The following is a 19,870-nucleotide window of genomic DNA, read 5'->3' on the forward strand; positions in this document are numbered from 1 at the left end:
TTGCTCGCGAAGCGACAAATAATCAAGGTAGTTTTCTCGCTCGTTACAGCCTGGAGTGATTGCGGACTGCGCGCATTACGCGGCGCGACGACGGAGCAAACGTTGCAACGACGCACTGGGTTGCGCTGCAGCGCGCGTGAGGATCACGACAAGATCCTCCATCCATTGTGGAATCACATGGTGCCCGAACAGCTCGCGCTTGTAGCTGCACGAGCCGGTGATGCCGGTCGGCCGCTCCTTCAGCATCAGCGAGAGCCAGGTCTGATTGACCGGCAGCACGGGCTGTCCTTCGCGGTAGGCGCTTCCAAGCGTGCGTATCTTCACATCCGAAAACTTCAGCGGCTGGCGCAGCGGATTCTGCAAGGTGAAGTAAACCTGGATCAGGGAGGCGGGATCGATGCCCGCTTCCGCGAGCCGCGCGGCGAGGATGTTGAAGGGCAATTCCTGTCTGGCATGAGCTTCGAGAACGCTGTCGCGCACGCGGGCGAAGGCCTGTCGGAACGAAAGTCCTGGATCGATGCGGGTGCGGACGATCACGGTGTTTTCGAACGGTCCGATCACTTGCTCGGTGTCACGCCCGGAGCGATTGGCCATCGCAGTGGCCACGCAAATGTCATGGCGGCCGGTTTGCATCGCGAGCGCTGGGTGGAGCTGGCGCGACGTCGGCGGCATCGCCGAAGACCGGCGCGGCCCCGCGCAAATTCTCCTTCCAATAACTGGCCTGCCGCTCCGCCGCGTCGGTGGCACACCATCCCCGCTGTTTGCGCGCCGCATCGGAGAACGGCAAGGCCGGTTGCAGCGCCGGTACCGAGCGACGATCCACGAGCGACGCATAGCGTTGCGAGATCTCGTCAAAGAGGATTCCGATTGACCAGCCATCGGCGATGGCGTGATGGATCGTGAGCAGCAGCACATGGTCGTCTGGCCCCAATCGCAACAGGCGCGCCCGCCATAGCGGCGCGCGTGTGAGGTCAAATGGCGTCCGGGCTTCCTGCTCGGCGCGGAGCCTGGCCTTCCTTAATTGCAGTTGGCTGACGCGCTTGTCGCCCGGCGATCCGCGCACCGTCAGATCTTCGACGTTCAATGGCGCGGCGCGCTTGCCGGGCGGCGTGATCATGACCACAGGCTCGTCGCCATCCCAGCCCAAGGCGGTGCGCAGCGACTCGTGACGGCGCATCACCTCACCAAGACTCTTCTTCAGCGCGGCGAGATCGAGCGGCCCCTGCAGCCGCAGTGCAAAGGGCAGGTTGAACAGAGGAAGCCCCGGAAGCTCGCGCTCGACGCCGAGCATCTGGGCCTGCGCGATGGACGGCAGGCGCGAACCCGTTTCCACGACATCCGGAATAATCGGCAGAACCTGCTGCGGTTTCCTTGCCAACGCATCGTCGATGCGCTGCGCGAGTTCTGCCACGGTCGGCGCCTCGAAGATCGACTTGATCGGCAACGACACGCCGAACGCCCGCGCGACACGCGCCATCGCCTGGCCCGCCAACAATGAATGGCCGCCAAGGTCGAAAAAATTGTCGGTGACGCCGATGCTGGGGACTTTCAGCAGATCGATCCAGATATCGGTCAGCGTCTTCTCGGTGCTGCGCCGCGCCGATATCGTCACGCGGGCGGCCGTCGGGTCGGATTGGTACGCTCCCCTCAGCGCAACACGGTCGACCTTGCCGTGGCTGTTCAGCGGAATGCGTTCGAGGAACAGGAAGGCTGCGGGCACCATGTAGCCCGGCAGCCTGTTCTTGAGGAAATCGCGCAGTGCACCGGCATCCGGCCGGCTGCCCGAAGCCGCAACGATGTGCGCGACCAGGCGGATCTCACCGCCGGCGTCGCGCGGCTCGACGATGGCGGCACGGATATCCGGATGATCAAGCAGAACATGCTCGATCTCCTTCAGCTCGATCCGATAGCCGCGGATCTTCACCTGATCGTCGATGCGACCGAGGCACTCGATCGTGCCGTCGGCGCGGCGCCGGGCGAGATCGCCGGTCCGATACAAACGTGCGTCCGCATCTTGCGAATACGGATCGCGCAGGAAACGCTCATTTGTCTGCCCGGGATCATTGATGTAGCCGCGCCCGACACCGGCGCCGCCGACACAGAGTTCACCCACAATTCCGGCCGGCACCGGCTGCAGATGCGGATCGAGCACATAAAGGCGCGTATTGGGCAAGGGGCGGCCGATCGGAACGCTGGTCGCGAGCGCCGGCGGCTTGGTGAGGCGATTGAGCCCGACGTCATCGGAGCACTCCGATGCGCCGTAGGCGTCGACCAGTGGCACATCGGGAAACCGCCTGAACCAGGCGCAGCAGAGATCGACGGCGAGCGACTCGCCGGTCGAGATCAGGAGGCGCAGGCGGGAGAAAGCGCGCGGCACCGGCGGTTGGTCGGCTTGTTCAAGGATAACCCGCAGCAGCGATGGCACGATCTGCAGCACCGTCACCCCTGCCCGGTCGATTTCTGGTGCGAGCAGTTCGGGATCGCGCACGATCTCGTCGGCACAAATGTGGACGCGCGCACCGACCATGGGACCGGCGAGAAACTGCCAGACCGAGATTACAAAACTCTGCGGCGCAGTCTGCGCGATCACGTCCGCAGACGACAGGCCAAGCTCGGAGATCAGGGACGCGAGATGATTGGACAATCCTCGCTGCTCAATCATCACGCCCTTCGGCGTCCCCGACGAGCCCGAGGTGTAGATGACATAGGCAAGACTCGATGGCGCGGGCCGCGCCGGCTTCACCGGATTAGCGGCGGCCAGGCCTTCAAGATGGACAATCGGCATGCGCTGCCGAACGGGCGAGCGGGAAAGCACTTCCTGTAACGCCGAGGCGCAGCTCGCTCCGACCAACAGCAAACCCGCGCCGCTGGATATCAGGATCTCGGCCAGCCGCGCGGCGGGCTGGGCCGGATCCAGGCACAGGAAAGCCGCCCCGACACGCTGTACCGCGAGCATCGCAGCCAGCAAATCGGGGCTTCGCTCGACGAACAGCGCGACCAGCCTCTCGTCGCCGATCCCCTCCTGCGCGAGCCGCGCGGCGATCGCCGCAATGCGATCGGCGAGCTCACGGTAGCTGAGACGCATCTCGCCTGCGGAGACTGCGATCGCCTCCGGCGCACGTGCGACCTGCTGGTCGAACCGTTCGCAGAGATCGAAGACACTGAAATCGGCTTCGACCCCATTGCAATCCGCCAGCGCGCGGCGGCGCTCCGCCGGCGACAGCAGCGGCAATCGCGAAATCTGCTCCTCGGGATCGGCAATGACAGCGCTCAGAAGCCGCTCGAAATGTGCCGCCATTCCCGCAATCGTCGAAGCATCGAACAGGTCGGTGCTGTATTCGAAGAAGCCTGAAAAACGGCCGTCGGTCTCGACCAGCTCGAGCGTGATGTCGAAGCGCGAAATCTGCGGATCGATCTCGAGACGCTGCGTCGACAATCCCGGAAACGTCGCCGCCTCGATCGAAGCGCTCTGCAGGATGAACATCACCGGAAATAGTGGATTGCCGTCGCGGCTGCGCGACACCTGCAGCGCCTGCAGCACCTCCTCGATCGGTAGATCCTGGTTGCGATAGGCATCGAGCGTGACCTGCCGCACCCGCCGCAGCAGCTCGCCGAAGGTCGGATCGCCACGGCAGTCGGTGCGCAGGATCACGGTGTTGGCAAACAGCCCGATCAGGCGTTCGCTCTGGATCTGGTTGCGGTTCGCGATCAGCGAGCCGATCGCGACATCCTCGTGACCGGTGTAGCGGTGGAGCAGGCACTGAAACGCCGCGAGGAGCGTCATGAACGGCGTGACGCCATTGGCCTGGCTCAGCGACCTCAACCGCGCCGACAGGTCTTGCGGGAGTTCGATGTAATGCCGGGCGCCGCGACCGCTCCAGATCTGTGGACGTGGGCGATCGGTGCGCAGCGGCAGCGTCGTGACGCCATCGAGCTGCCTGCGCCAATAGCTCAACTGCTCCTTCGCCGCCGGCGTCGCCGCCCAATCCTGCTGCCATGCAGCAAAATCGCGATATTGGAAAGCAAGCGGCGATAGCGCTTTCACGGGCCCCTCGCGGCTCGCCGCATAATGCGCCTGCAACTCCTGCCAAAACAGCCGCTGTGACCAGCCGTCGGTGACGAGGTGATGGATGTTGATCACCAGTGCATGATCCGTCGCGCTGAAGCGCAGCAGCCTGGCTTTGAGCGGTGGCTCATGTTCGAGATCAAATTGGTGGTGCGCCAGCTTCAGCGCTTCCCGCCGGATCGCCGCTTCGCGCTCGCCCTTTGCGCAGCGCTTCAAGTCCACGTGTTCGAGCCGCGGCATCGCCGCGTCCACGCGTTGCACCGGCTCGCCCAGCCATTCGGAGAAGGTCGAGTGCAAGACCTCGTGCCGTTCGCAAAGCGCGGCGATGCTCGCCTCGAACGCGACGACGTCAAGCCGGCCGGACAGGCGCGCCACTTCCACGACATTGTAATTGTATCTGGTCTGGTCCAGCCGGGTGAGGACGTACATCCGCTGCTGCTGGAACGAGAGCGGCGCACGGCCTGACTCCGTTGCGGTCTTGCGCCATCCCGGCAGCGCGACGTCGCGTTCCGCTGCGCGCGATTGCAGCCGGCCAGCAAGCTCAGCGACCGTCGGCGCGTCGAAAATGTCCTTGAACGAGAGATCGGTGCCGAATTGTTCACGCAGGCGCGATAGCATTTGCGTCACCGCAAGCGAATCCGCGCCCAGCGCGAAGACGTCCTGATCGACGCTGACCTGCTCCACCTCCAGGAGCCTCGCCCAGATCTCGGCCAATTGCCGCTCCAACTCAGAGCGAGGCAAACGCCTGTGTTCGGTGTCCTCGCTTGCCGGTCCGGCCGACACCAATTCGACAAGCGCGCTTCGCTTGAGCTTGCCGCTCGCCCCTTTCGGCAACGCCTGAACCATCCGGATCAGGCTCGGCACCTTGTAGGCGGCGAGCCGCTGCCGCGCGAACTGCCGAAGCTGATGCGCTGTGGCGCCGGACTGCGGCCGCAGCACGATCGCTGCGCCGACGGTCTCGCCGAGCTTCTGGTGCGGAATTCCGAAGGCGCCGGCCTCGAGCACATCGGGATGGCTCAGCAACGCCTCTTCCACTTCCAGCGGCGAAATCTTCTGCCCGCCGCGGTTGATGACGTCCTTGATGCGGCCGACGATGAAGAGATAACCGTCCGTGTCGAGGTAGCCGAGGTCACCGGTCCTGAACCAGCCGTCCCGGAAGGCGGATCTGGTCGCCTCGGGATCGTTGTAATAGCCCCGGCTGATGGTGGGGCCACGCAGCATGATCTCGCCGCGCTCGCCGACGGGCAGCCGCCGGCCTTCATTGTCCATGATCGCGATCTCGGGACCGGCGGGCAGGCCGACCGAGCCCGGCTTGCGCAAGTGGCGAGGGTTGGCGGCGATCTGGGATGCGCCTTCCGTCATGCCGTAGATCTCGATCACGGGCACGCCGAACCGCGCTTCCAGTCCTTGGAGGATGGCGGGGGCAAGCGACGCCGATGCCGAGCGGATCACGCGCAGCGAAGACCCCCGCGTCATCTCTGTGTCATGCTCTGAAGCGGACAGCAGCGCGCGGTGGATGGTCGGCACCGCAGTATACCAGGTCGGCTTCAACTCCTTCAGGCAGGTGAAGAAGGACACGGGATCGAAGCCCGCGGTGCAGATCACGCTCGATCCAGCCGCGAGCGCCGTGAGCAGGCCGGATATCAGGGCATGCGCGTGAAACAGCGGCAGCATGTTGAGCAGGCGATCCTGTGGCCCGAGCGCGAAGACGACCCCAGCATTGTAGGCCGAAAGACACACGCTCGCATGGGTCAGCGGTACCATCTTGGGACGAGACGCCGTACCCGAGGTCAGCAGGATGAAGGCATCATCCTCTCCGCGCGCGGCCCCGCCCACAATGGCAGGCCCAACCGACGAACCTGCCAATTCGAAGGCGCCAAGACCCTGGCCGGCCCGGGGCGACAGATCGATCACAGCAACCCCCAACGCTTGCGCGGCGGCCCGGCTTGCGGAGCCCGCTTCCGCAGCCGTGACGAGCGCGGCAAGCTCCAGCTCACTGAAATAGCGCTGCAATTCATCCCCGGTCAGATCCGGATTGACCGGGATGCAGACGGCTGCTGTTGCTACCGCAATAAGGGCCAGCGCGTTATCGACGCCCCGCGGCAATACCAGCGCCACGCGATCGCCCTGGGCGATGCCGAGCCCGCGCAATTGACGGACGGTATCACTGGTGCGCGTGGCAAGCTCGGCATAGGTCACCGCACCGCGTCCGGGAGCAAGCACCGCGGTCCGATCGGGCGCGTTGCGGGAATAGAAATCAAGGATATCCCCGATGCACGAAAAGGCTTGGATGCACGAAAGGGCTTGGCCTCCGGTGCTGCTGCCGGCCGGTCCTTGCGACGGTGTGGCTCCGACGTCCGACAAGCTCGTGCCTTTTTGCTCGAGTTGAGCTATTGTTCTTGAACTTCGCCAATCCGTCCAGACCAAGGTCGGGCAAAAGTCCCCTAAATGTGCGCAACCAAACGGAGACACGTCCTTTCTCCTGAGATGCAGCCCGACGGATAATTATGCCGGAGAATAAGCCAAGTTCTGAAACGACAGATGGCTTGAAGCACTGGCTTGAGGAGATCGGCCTCGGCCAATACGGCGATCTTTTCATCCAGCACCGCATCGGCCTCGATGTCATCCCCGATCTGACCGAAGATGATCTGGCGAAGCTTGGTTTGCCGATGGGTGATCGCAGGCGCCTGCAGCGCGCGATAGGTTCGCTCATTCCGATCGCACCGGCGAGCAATCCGGTAGCGGGTCGCAGGGTCCCGCCGAGAACAGGGAATGTCGCCGAGCGGCGCCAGCTCACCGCCATGTTCTGCGACATGGTCGGCTCCACCTCGCTCTCCGAGCAGTTCGATCCCGAGGACGTGCGCGACATCATCGGCCGCTTCAGGGAGACCTGCGTCCGGATCGTGAAGCATTATGACGGCTTCGCCGCGCGCTATATCGGCGACGCCATCCTGATCTATTTCGGCTATCCGCATGCGCATGAAGACGACGCCGAGCGTGCCGTGCGCGCCGGGCTTGAGATCGTGGAGGCGCTGTCATCGGCGCAAGGCGGCGAGTCGCGAGCGGCGTCCAGCTACACGCCAGCGGTTCGCATCGGAATTGCGACCGGCCTTGCCGTCGTCGGAGACCTGATCGGACAGAGCACCGAGGAACGCGACTCCGCCATCGGCGAAACGCTGAACCTCGCCGCCAGGCTGCAGCCGCTGGCCCCCGTCAATGGGGTGGTCATCGCGTCCTCGACGCAATCCCTATTGAGGGGAAAGTTCGACTACCAGAACCTCGGCATTCACACGCTCAAGGGGATATCCGAAAAAGTCCAGGCCTGGCGCGTGGTCCGGCGCGCGCGCATGGAAACACGCTTCGCTGCGGCGATGGGCGCGAGATTGACGCCGCTCGTCAACCGGCAGGAGGAAATCGCCCTGCTGATGCGACGCTGGCAACAGGCCAAGCAGGGTCATGGCCAGGTCGTGCTGCTGTCGGGAGAGCCCGGAATCGGCAAGTCGCGCATTTTCCAGGAGATTCACGAACGGGTCGCCGGCGAGCACCACGGGCAGTTGTCGTTCCAGTGTTCTCCCTATTACACCGGCACCGCGTTCTATCCGTTTATCGAGCAGTTCAAATTCGCGATCGGACTCGATCGCGAAGGCTCTGCTGTGCTGGCGCTTTCGAGCCTCGAGGCAGCCGTGGCCGCCGCAAAGGGCAATGTACAGCAGGTGGTGCCGATCTTTGCGGCGCTGCTGTCGATCTCGACCGGCGATCGGCACGCGCTGCCGGAGCTTTCGCCACAGCAGCACAAGGATGTGACGGTCGCCGCGCTGGTGAACCATCTGGTCGGGCTTGCGCGCGACCGGCCGTTGATGATCGCCTTGGAGGATGCCCACTGGATCGATCCTACCTCGCGGGAAGTGCTCGATCTGTTGGTAGAGAGGGCTCAGAACGCGGCCATCCTCGTGATCGTCACCTGCCGCCCGGAATTCAAGCCGAGCTGGAATGCGCATCGCCACATCACGGCATTGACGCTCAACCGGCTCAGCCGGCAACTGCGGACGACATTGGTCGAGCGGGTCGCAGGCCGGCGGGAGCTGCCGAGGGAAGTCGTCGAGGAGATCATCGTCAGGACCGACGGCGTGCCGCTGTTCCTGGAAGAGCTGACCAAGGCCGTCATCGAATCCAACCTGCTCACCGAGCGGCATGGGCGCTACGTCTTCACCGGACCATGGCGCCAGCTCTCGATCCCGGCCACCCTGACCGACTCGCTGATGGCGCGCCTCGATCGCATGGGGCCGTTCAAGAAGATCGCACAGATCGGGGCCACGATCGGCCGGGAGTTCTCCTATGAGATCCTTTGTGCGGTCGCCGAATCGCCGGCGGAGCAGATCGAGGCGGCGCTTGATCATCTCGAGCAAGCGGGGCTGATCGTTCGCCGCGGTCATCAGCCAGATGCGGTCTATGCCTTCAAGCATGTGATGATCCAGGACGCGGCGCATTCGAGCCTCCTGCACAGCGAAAGACGAAGGCTGCATTCGCGAATCGCGGAGGTGATCGCGGAGATCTATCCGGAACGCACCGAGCGCGAGCCCGAGCTTTTCGCCTATCACCTGACCGAATCCGGCCAAGCCGAACCGGCCGTTGGTTTCTGGCTGAAGGCGGGCAAGCAGTCCGCAAAAGCGGGCGCCAATCTGGAAGCGATCAGCCATCTCCGGCGTGGCCTCGGCGTCACCCAAAGCCATCCCAAGATGATGCGACGCGACGAAATGGAGCTGGAGCTTCGCACCGCTTTGGGCAACGCCTTGATCGCCGCCAAGGGCTACGCCGCGCAGGAGGTCGAGGAAAACTACACCCAGGCGCTCGAGCTCGGCCGCCAGCTTGACGATGAGGCCAATGTGTTCACGGCGACCCGCGGGCTTTGGGTGTACCATTTCATCCGTGCCGATCTGAAGCGCGCCCATGATCTCAGCGTCGAGCTCCTGCAGTTCGCGAAGCGGGTACGCCCGAACGCAACCCCGCAATCGATACAGCAGCATGCCGGGTATCTGATCGAGGCCCACAGGTCGATTGCCATGACCATGCTCTATCGCGGGCGATTTGCGGCTTCGCACTATCATCTGCAGCGCTGCAACGGGCTCTATACCCCCGATCTGCACGGTGAACTGACCGAACGGCACGGTATCGATCCCGGCGTCGTCTCGCTGTCCTATCTCGGATATCTCCAGTGGTTTCTCGGCCGCCCCGATGCGGCGCGCCAGCACACCGAGGATGCGATCGTCAACGCCGAACAGTTGCGCCATCCATTCACGCTCGCCTTTGCCCTCGAGTTCGGCGCTTATCTTTGCCAGCACCTGCGCGATGTCGAGGGGACCATGAACTATGCCGACCGCGCCATGGTGGTCTCGTCGGATCATGGCTTCCAGCATTGGAAGCAGCAGGCAGGCATCCTGCGCGCATGGGCGATGGCCGAGCTCGGCGAGATCGACGAAGGGCTGAAGCAGATGCGGGTGGGACTGGAGGGCTATGAAGCCATGGACGCCTGGCTGGCGAGCTGCTGGTTCAGGAGCCTGCTCGCGACTGCCTATGCGAAAGCCGGCCGGCTGGAAGCGGCGCTGCGAACGCTGGACGGCGCCCTCGCGGTTGCGAGGCGGACCGGCGACCATTTCTTCCTCGCCGAGGTTTATCGCCTGCAGGGTGAAACGACCTTTGCCCAAGGCGGGTTAGCTGTGGCCGACGACGTCGAGGAGCTGTTCCGCCGTTCGATGGAGCTGGCCCGCCAGCAGAGCGCGCTTGCATGGGAGTTGCGGTCGGCCGTCAGCCTGGCACGCCTTTGGCGCGATGCCGGCAAGCGCGAGCAGGCCGTCGAACTGCTCGTGCCGGTCGCGGCGCAGTTCGCCGAGGGCTTCCGCACGCCGGACCTGAAGGAGGCGTGGAATCTGATGGAGGAACTCGGCGCGAATCCATCAAGGCAGCATCCGTGGGCGGACCAGACAGGGCTACACCGGGCGGGATGAGCGATCTGGCGGCGGCAAGACGAGGCTACGCGAAAGCGATCGGGCAACGCGAGCAGATTTCCTCCGCATGCCTGCTGCGGGCTTTCGCCACGGTACCGCGCGAGCACTTTGCGGGCGATGGCCCGTGGCGCATCCGCCGCGAGGCCGGACGCGGCTACAACTCCACCGCCGATGCCGACCCCATTCATCTCTATGACGACGTGCTGGTCGCGATCGATGAACGGCGCAAGCTCGACACCGGACTGCCGAGCCTGTGGGCGCATTTCTTCGATGTACTCGACCTCAAGGACAAAGAACGCGTCGTGCAGATCGGCTGCGGGCTCGGCTATTATTCGGCGATCCTGTCCAGGATCGTCGGCGCGCAAGGCAAGGTGCTTGCCATCGACTGTAACAAGGCACTGGCCAGCCGTGCCGCCGCCAATCTGAGGCGATACAAGAATGTCGAAGTGATCCACGGCGACGGCTGCAACGACGTAGGCGGGCCGGCCGATGTGATCATCGTCCATGCCGGCTTCAATCATCCGCATCCGCTGTGGGTCGAATCGCTCCGCCGCAACGGCCGCCTGCTGGTCCCGCTGACCAAGCGGGGCCGGGCCGGCATCGTCATCAAGATCACCCGCCTCGCCCGCGGCTATCATGCCGAAGCCGTCAGGGGCATCAGGATCGTCCCCGGCAAGGGCCGAGGCAGCACCGCGCTCGCCGAACGCGTGACGGACTGGTGGGAGCGTGCCGTCGCCCTCGCACCGCTGCGGTTTCAAAGCATCGAGCTGGGGCTGCCGTCAGAACGGAAAGCATAGCGGCCGTCATCTGCATCGCCTCTTGATCTTCCTCAAAGCAGCGCAGCAATCATCGCGCAAAGTCTTGAGCGACGAGAGGAGCACTTCATGTCGACTGCAGATTCATCAGTATCCGTTGGCGCACACTCTGGTGATCCGGCTCAACCGTCCTGGCTCCGCTCCAACTGGGGGCTTCTGCTCGCCATTGCCGTGCTGGTCATTGTGCTTGTGTTACCGACACCACAGGGATTGTCGATGTCGGGCCATCGCATGCTGGCCGTGCTCGCCTTTGCCGTGATCGTCTGGATGACGGAGACGCTCGACTACGCGGTATCAGGCGTGGTCATCGCCGCGCTGATGGCCTTTCTGCTCGGCACGGCACCGAGCCTGACTAATCCGGCCGTAGCAATGGGCACCAGCGCGGGCTTGGGTCTTGCTTTCAGCGGCTTCGCCAACACCGCATTGGCACTGGTGGCGTCCGCGCTCTTCATCGCCGCCGCCATGACAGCCACAAAGCTCGACAGACGCATCGCCCTCTTCATTCTCTCCCGGGTCGGCACCGAAACCCGCCACGTCGTGATTGGTGCGATTCTTGTCGGTTTCATCATGTCGTTTCTGGTGCCTTCGACGACAGCGCGAGTCGCCTGCATCGTTCCGATCATGCTCGGCATCATCGCCGCCTTCGGCGTCAGCAAGAAGGGCGCCTTTGCCGGCATGCTGATGATCACCGCCACACAGACGGCCAGCATCTGGAATGTCGGCATCAAAACCGCGGCGGCGCAGAACATGGTTGCCGTAGGTTTCATCGAGAAGACGCTGAACCAGAGCATCACCTGGGGCGAATGGTTCGTCGCGGCGGCGCCGTTCGGGATCATCATGTCGGTGGTGCTCTATTTCGTGACGACGCGCATGATGCCGCCGGAAGTCAAGGAGGTACCCGGCGGTCGCGACGCGATCCGGCAGTCGCTCGCCGAATTGGGGCCGATGAAAGCGTCCGAGAAGAAGCTGCTTGCGATTTCGCTGACATTGCTTGCGTTCTGGGCGACCGAGGGCGTGCTGCACCGCTTCGATACGTCATCGACCACCATCGCGGCCGTTGCATTGATGTTCATGCCTGGCGTCGGAATCATGACGTGGAAGGAGGCGCAGCCGAAGATCCCGTGGGGGACCGTCGTGCTGTTCGGCGTCGGCATCAGCCTTGGCACCGCCCTGCTGCAGACCGGCGGCGCCGTCTGGCTGGCCAATCTGGTCGTGACCAAGTTTGGACTTCAGAACGCCAGCCCGCTGTTCATCCTCGGCGTGATGAGCCTGTTCTTGACAGTGATCCATCTCGGCTTCGCCAGCGCGACCGCGCTCGCCTCCGCGATGATCCCGATCGTCATTGCGGTCCTTCAGCATGTGGCAACGCCCGGCATCAATATGGTGGGCATGACCATGTTGCTGCAGTTCGTCGTGAGTTTCGGCTTCATTCTCGTGGTGAACGCGCCGCAAAACATGGTGGCCTATGGGACCGAGACCTTCGAGGCCAAGGACTTCGTTCCCACCGGCCTTGTGCTCACCATCGTCGCGCTTGCGCTGGTAATGCTGCTCGGCGCCACTTATTGGCATTGGCTCGGATACGTCTGAACCCCAATGAAGGGCGAGCCGTCCTGCATGTGGACGGCCAAGTGCGTCCCGCCGCTCAGAAGCGCCAGCTCAGGTTACCCTTGACCGAGTGATCATTCACTCTGTCGGAAAGCTGTCCTACATACGACACGCCGATCGTCACGTTCGGATTGATGTTCAGATCGACGCCGCTTTCGACCAGCGCGGCATCGCGCGCCAGCGGCACGCCGGAAATGCTGAAGGCGCTCCCCAAACTCTGGAATGCGAGTGCCGCGCTCGGCGTCACATCGCCAAAAGCATGTTGCCACGCCAACGAAGCGCGCGGCGTCAGCATCATGCCATTCTGCAACTGGACGCCGGTGGCGATGCGTGCTCCGAGGGTGGAATAGCCGATATCGTTGCGGGTCGACGATCCCATGAGCGCGGCAAGACCTCCACGCTCGCTGAAACCATCCGTATCCAGGTGCACCCAGGCCAGACCGGCGAACGGCTCGGCGGCGACATTGCCAAAGCGAATGCTATGGCCGACCTCGCCGAACACCTGGGCGGTGGTGGCGTTGTAACGTGCCGTTGCCTGGTCGGCGAAGCCGGGAAACAGAATCGCTCGGGTGGTGTCGATCGTGCTCCAGCTCCCGGCCGCGCCCGAACGCAGGTTCCAGGGGCCGTATGAGGCGCCGGCATAGGCGGCCAGATGCGCGGTGTCGACATTGGCGGCGCTTGCCTGCGCATTCACCCGCACACTCGAATTGGTATAGCCGCCAGCAATGCCAGCACGCCAGTGAGCGCCGAAGCTGCTGTCGACGCCGGAGAAGAAGCCGCCGAGGTTGCGGCTCACGTCGGCAGCATTGCCATCGCTGCCTATCTTGCCCCAGGCGCCGACGCCCTGCGCCCACCAGGCAATGTCGGTGCCGCGCGGCAGTACGGGGGCGAGCGGACTTTTCGTGGGGAAGGCCTGTGTTCTCGTGCCGGCATAGGCAAGTGCAGCGTCGGTATTGCCCGCGGCGGAATCGGCATGTGCCAGCAACGGCCCGCCGGCCGTGAGGGCAGCGAACGGTCCCAACTGGTCGGCAAAGGATGCCTGGCGCAGGCGTCCGAGCACCGCCTGGCGCAAGTAGCGGCTGTCATCGAGCATGGTCGTCTGCACGCTGCCCTGTATTTCGCCCGAGAGCGCATCGAAGGCCTGCCTGGCTCCCGCAACCGAGGGCTGGGTGAGCAACGCCTGGAATAGAGGGCTGCTCGCAGGCAGCGCGCCAGCCGCGTCGGCAACGCTCGTCTGGTTGGGAGTGATGGCGGCGCTCGCGAAGCTGCGGACCTGTTCGAGCGTCAACAGCACCGACGTCGGTGTGTAGTTCAGGATCGGACTGAGGAATGCATAATCGGTAGCTGACGAGACACCGGAGAAGTTGCCGCTGACACCACCTTGCGCCGTCAGGATCGTGTAGGCGAGGTCAGGCGTGAAGGCGCCAAGCGTCTGCACCGTTCCGCCCGTCAGGCTGGCGTGTCCACTTGCTGCGATCAGATCGGCCTGGCCCGTCGGACTGAGCTCCGTAACGTAAGTAGAGCCCGGTGCGAAGCTCACATTGCCGGCGACATTCAGCGTGCCAACCGAATGGCCCGGCGCCACGACGCCGCCACTTACTGCGCTCAGCCCGCCGATCGTGCCATTGCCCATCAGCGTGCCGCCAGCATTGACCGACACCGGCGATATCAGCGAGCCATCCACGCTCAGAACACCCGCGTTCACGTTGGTCGGTCCCGTGTAGGTGCTGGAGCCTGTCAGCGAGAATGTGCCCGACCCGCTCTTGACCAGCCCGCCGGACCCGGTGATGGCGCCGAAGAAGACCGTAGAGGTGTTGTCGTTGCCGGCCGTGAGCGACGCTGAGCCCAGCGCGACTTGACCTGCGCCCGCGAGCGATCCGATGGTCTGATTGGAGCTGTTGAGGTCGAGCGTGGTCCCGCCTGCGACCGTATAGGCGCTGTTGGGGGAAAGCACGTTCGCCGCGCCCGCTTGCAGCGTGCCGCCGTTGACGAGAGTCGGGCCCACGTAAGAGCCGGCACCCGCGACGGTCAGCATCCCCGCACTTGTCTTGGTGAGGCCGCCCGTCCCGCCGAACGTCCCTGAGAAGGTCGTATTGAAGCCGTTCGTATCGATCGCGCCGCCATTGCCGTTCAGCGCAACGCCACGCGCCGTATTGAAGCCGGCGCCAAGCTGAAGGCTGCCGCCATCGAAGGTCAGTCCGCCCGTGGTCGCACCGAGATTGCTATCCGCGGTCACCTGCAGAGTGCCGCCATTCAGGAACGTTCCACCGGCATAGCTGTTGCTGCCGGTCAGCGCCAGAGATCCGGCTCCGCTCTTTGCGAGGCTGCCGGTCCCCGACAGCACGCCACTCCATGTTGCGCTCAACCCATTCGTGTCGATCGTAGCGACGCCACCGGTCAACGTCGCGTTCATGCCTGTCACGAGCGGGGCCTCGATCACCCTGATCGTGCCACCGCCGACATTGAACTGATAATCCGGATTATTGTTGTTGTAGGAGGCGAGCAGGCTGTTGCCGCCGATCTCCAGCGCGCCGCCGTTGAGATTGTATGTGCCCGTGCTGGTGTTGAGGCCGGAGAGATGGAGCGTCGATCCATTGTGGACGCGCAGGATGCCGCTGGTTTGATTGATTACTCCCTGCGATTGCGCCTGAGCCGCATCCGTGTTGCCATATCCGACGATGAGACGGCCACCGCCGGACAGATCGACGACACCACCGCCGATGTTGAGCGTGCCGGCACTTCCGGGCCTGCCTGTGCCAGAGGTACGCCCAAGGCCGTTGAGGCCACCGTCGAGGTAAAGCTCGCCGCCGCTGATGTTGTATGTGCCGACGCCACCCTGGTTGCCGATGTTCATCGAGGCGCAGTGACTGATGTCGCCGCAGGTAGGGGTCACCCTGACTATGCCGCCCGTTTGATTGACCGTGCCCACTCCACCGAAGTCGCCGATCTGCAAGCCGGTACCGAAGGTGATGAGACCACCCGAAACGTTCAACGCACCGACATTGGGCGTGCCGCCGGTGACGCCCTCACCCACCGCGAGATAGGTGATCGTCGTGCTTCCGCTTGTCTGCGCCATCGCGCCTTGAACGATGTAGCTTTCACCCTGCGTGAGCGTGGCACCATCGATGGTCAGCGTACCTGAACCAATCTTGGCGAAGGTCCCATAAGGAGGGTTGTATCCCTGGTTGGTCATGTCGATCGTGCCGGAGAACGCCGTATCGGTATTGTTGGCCCCAACCGCGAGACCTTGGGTTCCAAGCGTGACGATGCCGCCACCACCGATCGATCCCACGATCTGATTGGCGTTGGAAAGCGCCAAGCTCGCGCCGGGCGCGACCGTCACATCAGTGTTGGGAGCGAACGCCTGACTCCCGGACAGTGCCAGATTGCCCGCCACGATATTGACCGGATTGGCGCCGGTTGCGATCGCGGCGTCGAGTTCGCCTTGCGTGCTGACGTCGATCGCCCTTGCGTCTGACACGTACAGCATTAGCGCTGACGTCGTGGATAGTGCCACCCAGTGTCGCAGATGCCTGACCAAAGGCATCTCTCGTCGTGATGAAGCAAGCATTCGAATCCCCAAGCCTGCGATTCGCAAGCGTGACACCGTGGGACTCGTGAAGTCTGTTCGATTTCGGACAGACTTCTGCTCGAAGAGGCAACCCAGAAATGCTTCCGTGGGACTTGGTTAATCAACCGATGCGCGCGGAAACTGCAGCAAATTGTCGCGCTGTCCGTCGCGTGCGCCGCGTATCCGTAAATAGTGCATCGAATTGTCTACGCGTCGCCGCGTAGCATTCGCAGGCCTCCGTTTCGAGGCGTGCACGGCCGAGGATATTCACTCGACCGTGCCTATAGTGAATCAAGCCGGCCTTCTGCAGGGAATTGGCTGCGATCGATACGCCGGAGCGCTGAACTCCAAGCGTCAGGGCGAGCAACTCGTGCGTGAGAGGAAAACTGTCCGAGCCAGCGCTGTCGTGCGCAACCAGAAGCCAGTGGCAGCAGCGCTGCCGAAGCGAGTGCAGGCGGTTGCATGCGGCGATCTGCGAGAATGCATCGACAACCAGACTGCTGTACCGGCGCAGAAGGGCCGAAGCTTCACCAGCTTGCGTGATCTTCCGCTCGAACGTGTCGCGATCGATGCGAAGCGCCATTCCCGGAATCCGGACGGCATATTCCCACATCGCGCCCCGGATTCCATGGATAGCGAAAAGTCCGACGACGCCTTCGTTTCCGACAGCTCCGATCTCGACAACTCGACCATCCTCCATGGCCTTGACGCGAGAAACCAAGCCTCGATCTATGAAGTAGAGGTGATCGATCGGTGCGCCGGCGCGAAAAAGGACTTGGTGCTGTCGCAGATTCACCGGTTCGAGATGCGGCAAAATGGATTCGAGGCGCGCGAGCATAAGCGCCCGCAACAACCGGTTGCCAGGATAGGCTTCCCCAAGTTCGTCGGCCATGCCTCCCGGGTCTTTCTGCCACTTTCGGCCAAAGTACCCAGCCCTGACGTTGCGAACGCCATCACCGGAGTTCTGTTCCGAGGAACGACCGCATACCACCCATGCGTGCGAACAACCTTACGACAGTACCGACAATTGTCGCCGTGCTGGATTTGAGTTCGCCGAAAGCCGATGGGATCATCAGGGCGACCGGGCGTTTCCAAGAGCAAGGAACAGTGTCTGTTGCCACCGATCGCTTTCGATTTGATCGAGCACGGCAAGATCGAGCATCGGCCGCAAGGCGCTGCCTTTCGGCAGGACGATCGCATATCTCTCGCTGCCGAAGCTGGTGTCGACGACTCGGATCGCGCCTGAGAAGTCGTTGCGAACGATCCAGGCCAGGAGCGGCTTGTCATGCACGAAGGCATCGATCTGACCGCGGCTCAATGCGGATAGGCCGCTTTGAGCGTCCGGGAATGCCCGGAAGGGAAGCTGCTGGCGCGTGAGGTAGTCGCTTGTCGGAGAGTTCGCGACGGCGCCGACGCGCACGGATCGCAGGTCGTTGAAGCTGTGAACGGCGCCTTGCAGTTCTCTGCGCGTAAGGGTGGAGGTGATGCCGGCGGTGAACACGGCTATCGCGATGACGGAAGCGATCATCCACCCGGTCGCGACGATCCGCCCGGGGAGCGTCGCTGGCGCGTTCGCGGCAGCTCCCGCCTGCGTCATGGCAATGGTCGACCACCAGAAGCTGGAGCCGAGCCCCTTGGCGCCTCCGCCGAAATGTTCCGTCTTCCGGCGCTCCAGCAGCCAAATGATGAAGCCCACCACCATCGCAAGACCAAGCAGCAGACCTACAGCCTGAAAGAAGCCGAAAGAGAGCAGCGCCCGCCCGATAGAGACCCAGGGGCTCTCATTGATCGGCACCGCAATCCCGAGCCCGGTGTTGTAGAAAGGTTGAGAAAAATCGACATTGCGTGCACGCGCAGCGGTCACAGTCACGGCTGCGACGCCGGCGTCGAAGGCGCCTTTCGCGACGCCATCAAGCAGGTCCTGCACATTCTCGGTCTCAACCAGGCGAAACTTCAGATGCGCGCGATCAGCTATCCTCTTCCAGAGCTCAATGCTGATACCGCCCCAGCTCCCATCCGGCTGCTTCATCGCGAAAGGCGGGGCTTCCTTGGTCGCCACCACCAATTCCTTGTCGGGGGCTATGCCTTGCGCGCAGACCGCGCCGCAGACGAGCGCAAGGATCGCCAGCGATAAAAAAGATATCAGGACCGATCGAAGCGACAAAATCACTGGTACGCCTTGACGATGCCGATCTCGCCGCTCTGCACGCTCACCGCAGCAGCGACGCTGCCCGCCCAAGCCGACGAGGTGATCGGGTGAAGTGGCGCGAATTCATTTTCGAACTCCACCGGATTCGCCGCACGCCTTGGCTTCTCCCGCCCCCGAATGTCGGAACCCAAGAAGATCCGCGCAAATCCGACCGTGCAATTCTTACTAGAATGATGGCAATTTGGCGCGCCACTCAGAACAAATTACGATCCGCCCCGTTTGGCAGGCCTCAGCCCGGCCTATTTCCAGCCGCCGCCTGGCAACCGGCCGTGGCAAGGCGTGTCGCCGCAGCGCCCGCACGGCCCCCGCCAGTAACCCGGAGGGCAGCCATTCCAGCGACAAGCGTTGCGGTACGGCCCCCAATATCCGCCCGGGTTGATATGGATTGGCGGGGCTTCTCAGTTCGACTGGTCTGCCCACAGCCCGCCCATGTCGTGAGGCGCGGTTGCTCTCCAATTGCGACGTTGGCAATGCGCCGAAGCTGCTTCGCTATCGCAAGAACTGTCTGAATCGCCAGAGGGAGAATCCGAACAAGATCGCTCCGATCACCAGCAGCGCGGCGATCTGCGGCCAGACCACGTCGAACCCTGCGCCGCGGAACAGCACGGCCTGCGCGAGGATGACAAAGTGGGTGTTGGGTGCGGCGAGCATGATGTTCTGGATGACCTCGGGCATGCTCTCCCGCGGCGTCGTGGCCCCTGACAACATCTGCAGCGGCATCAGCACCAGCATCATCAGGAGACCAAACTGCGGCATGGTCCCACCGACCGTCGCCAGAAAGATGCCCAAGCTGGTCATGGCGAAGACGTAGAGGGCGGTGCCGAACAGGAACAGCGGGATCGAGCCTCCGATCCGGACCGACAGCAATCCCTGTACCACGAACACGAGTGACACGCTGGCGGCGAGAAGCACGACAAGGCCCATCGACCAGATCTTGCTCGCCATGATCTGGAAGGGCGTCACCGGCATGACGAGCAGGTGCTCGATGGTGCCGTGCTCGCGCTCGCGGATCAGCGCGGCTCCGGTCAGGATGATCGACAGCATGGTGATGGAGGAGATAACGTTATTGATGGCGCCGAACCAGCCTTTGTTGAGCTCGGGGTTGAAGCGCGCGCGCAGGGCGAGCTCGATCGGGAGAGGCGCGGCCGATCGATAGCGGGCCAGAAACTCGCCGACCTCCTCGTTCACGATCGTCTGGATATGGCCGCCCCCGGTGAAGGCCTGCGACATGCGGGTCGCATCCACGTTGAGCTGGATGGCCGGCGATCGCTGAGCCAGAAGGTCGCGCTGGAAGTTCGGCGGAATGTTGAGCGCGAAGGTGTCGAGACCCGCATCCATGCGGGGGTTCACGTCCGACTGCGAAATCAGGCGCGGTATCGTGAAATAGGGTGGATTGAACGCCGTGATGATGCGCGTCGATGCCGGCGAGTTGTCCTCGTCGACGATGGCGAGCGCAGCCTGGTTCAAGGTCTCGGGCTGCGACCTGGAAGCGGTATAGATGGAGATCGTGAAGGCATAGACGATCAGGATCATCAGCATCGGATCGCGGAGAAGGCCCCGCAGTTCCTTGATGCCGAGCTGAACGACGTTGGCGATATGCAT

At 63.4% G+C, this 19,870-nt stretch carries 10 protein-coding genes; 3 read left to right on the top strand and 7 right to left on the bottom strand.

Annotated elements, in window-relative coordinates:
• Positions 1–75: 75 nt before the first annotated feature.
• Both ACZYOF_RS01680 and ACZYOF_RS01685 read right to left on the bottom strand, forming a co-directional pair.
• A complete protein-coding gene (locus ACZYOF_RS01680; protein ID WP_463714572.1) occupies positions 76–606 on the bottom strand; it encodes a condensation domain-containing protein in 531 nt (176 codons plus the stop codon).
• Positions 607–613: 7 nt separating this feature from the next.
• Complete coding sequence (locus tag ACZYOF_RS01685) at positions 614–6,265, bottom strand: amino acid adenylation domain-containing protein (protein ID WP_463714573.1); 5,652 nt, start codon at positions 6,263–6,265, stop codon at positions 614–616.
• 308 nt (positions 6,266–6,573) lie between these two features.
• Here ACZYOF_RS01685 and ACZYOF_RS01690 point away from each other — a divergent pair, with 308 nt between their 5' ends.
• The 3 genes from ACZYOF_RS01690 to ACZYOF_RS01700 all read left to right on the top strand — a co-directional run bounded on the left by ACZYOF_RS01690 (position 6,574) and on the right by ACZYOF_RS01700 (position 12,470).
• Positions 6,574–10,068, top strand: a complete 3,495-nt coding sequence (locus ACZYOF_RS01690) for an AAA family ATPase (RefSeq protein WP_463714574.1) — start codon at positions 6,574–6,576, stop codon at positions 10,066–10,068.
• Entirely contained in the window at positions 10,065–10,865 is an 801-nt protein-coding gene (locus tag ACZYOF_RS01695) for a protein-L-isoaspartate O-methyltransferase family protein (protein WP_463714575.1), read from the top strand. Before ACZYOF_RS01690 ends, ACZYOF_RS01695 begins: the two co-directional genes overlap by 4 nt.
• A gap of 87 nt (positions 10,866–10,952) precedes the next feature.
• Positions 10,953–12,470 carry a DASS family sodium-coupled anion symporter gene (locus tag ACZYOF_RS01700; protein WP_463714576.1) on the top strand — a complete coding sequence of 506 codons (1,518 nt, stop codon included), beginning with the start codon at positions 10,953–10,955 and terminating at the stop codon, positions 12,468–12,470.
• 55 nt (positions 12,471–12,525) lie between these two features.
• Here ACZYOF_RS01700 and ACZYOF_RS01705 read toward each other — a convergent pair whose 3' ends face one another.
• From ACZYOF_RS01705 to ACZYOF_RS01725, 5 genes are all read right to left on the bottom strand, one after another.
• A complete protein-coding gene (locus tag ACZYOF_RS01705; RefSeq protein WP_463714577.1) occupies positions 12,526–15,978 on the bottom strand; it encodes an autotransporter domain-containing protein in 3,453 nt (1,150 codons plus the stop codon).
• 202 nt (positions 15,979–16,180) lie between these two features.
• The gene (locus ACZYOF_RS01710) at positions 16,181–16,951 is read right to left on the bottom strand and encodes a Crp/Fnr family transcriptional regulator (protein ID WP_463714578.1); all 771 of its coding nucleotides are present in this window, start codon (positions 16,949–16,951) and stop codon (positions 16,181–16,183) included.
• A gap of 180 nt (positions 16,952–17,131) precedes the next feature.
• Positions 17,132–18,229 (bottom strand): transporter substrate-binding domain-containing protein, encoded by a 1,098-nt coding sequence (locus tag ACZYOF_RS01715; RefSeq protein WP_463714579.1) that lies wholly within the window; start codon positions 18,227–18,229, stop codon positions 17,132–17,134.
• The gene (locus ACZYOF_RS01720) at positions 18,226–18,348 is read right to left on the bottom strand and encodes a hypothetical protein (RefSeq protein ID WP_463714580.1); all 123 of its coding nucleotides are present in this window, start codon (positions 18,346–18,348) and stop codon (positions 18,226–18,228) included. Before ACZYOF_RS01720 ends, ACZYOF_RS01715 begins: the two co-directional genes overlap by 4 nt.
• Positions 18,349–18,757: 409 nt before the next feature.
• Positions 18,758–19,870, bottom strand: coding sequence for an ABC transporter permease (locus ACZYOF_RS01725; protein ID WP_463714581.1), 1,113 nt, complete (start codon positions 19,868–19,870; stop codon positions 18,758–18,760).

Source organism: Bradyrhizobium sp. LeoA1Lang, from assembly GCF_055413685.1.

Bases quoted from the DNA above. Each gene is read 5' to 3' on its own strand.
- ACZYOF_RS01690 (WP_463714574.1), top strand. From the start codon at position 6,574: ATGCCGGAGAATAAGCCAAGTTCTGAAACGACAGATGGCTTGAAGCAC.
- ACZYOF_RS01695 (WP_463714575.1), top strand. From the start codon at position 10,065: ATGAGCGATCTGGCGGCGGCAAGACGAGGCTACGCGAAAGCGATCGGG.
- ACZYOF_RS01700 (WP_463714576.1), top strand. From the start codon at position 10,953: ATGTCGACTGCAGATTCATCAGTATCCGTTGGCGCACACTCTGGTGAT.
- ACZYOF_RS01705 (WP_463714577.1), bottom strand. From the start codon at position 15,978: ATGCTGTACGTGTCAGACGCAAGGGCGATCGACGTCAGCACGCAAGGC.
- ACZYOF_RS01710 (WP_463714578.1), bottom strand. From the start codon at position 16,951: ATGGCCGACGAACTTGGGGAAGCCTATCCTGGCAACCGGTTGTTGCGG.
- ACZYOF_RS01725 (WP_463714581.1), bottom strand. From the start codon at position 19,870: ATGCATATCGCCAACGTCGTTCAGCTCGGCATCAAGGAACTGCGGGGC.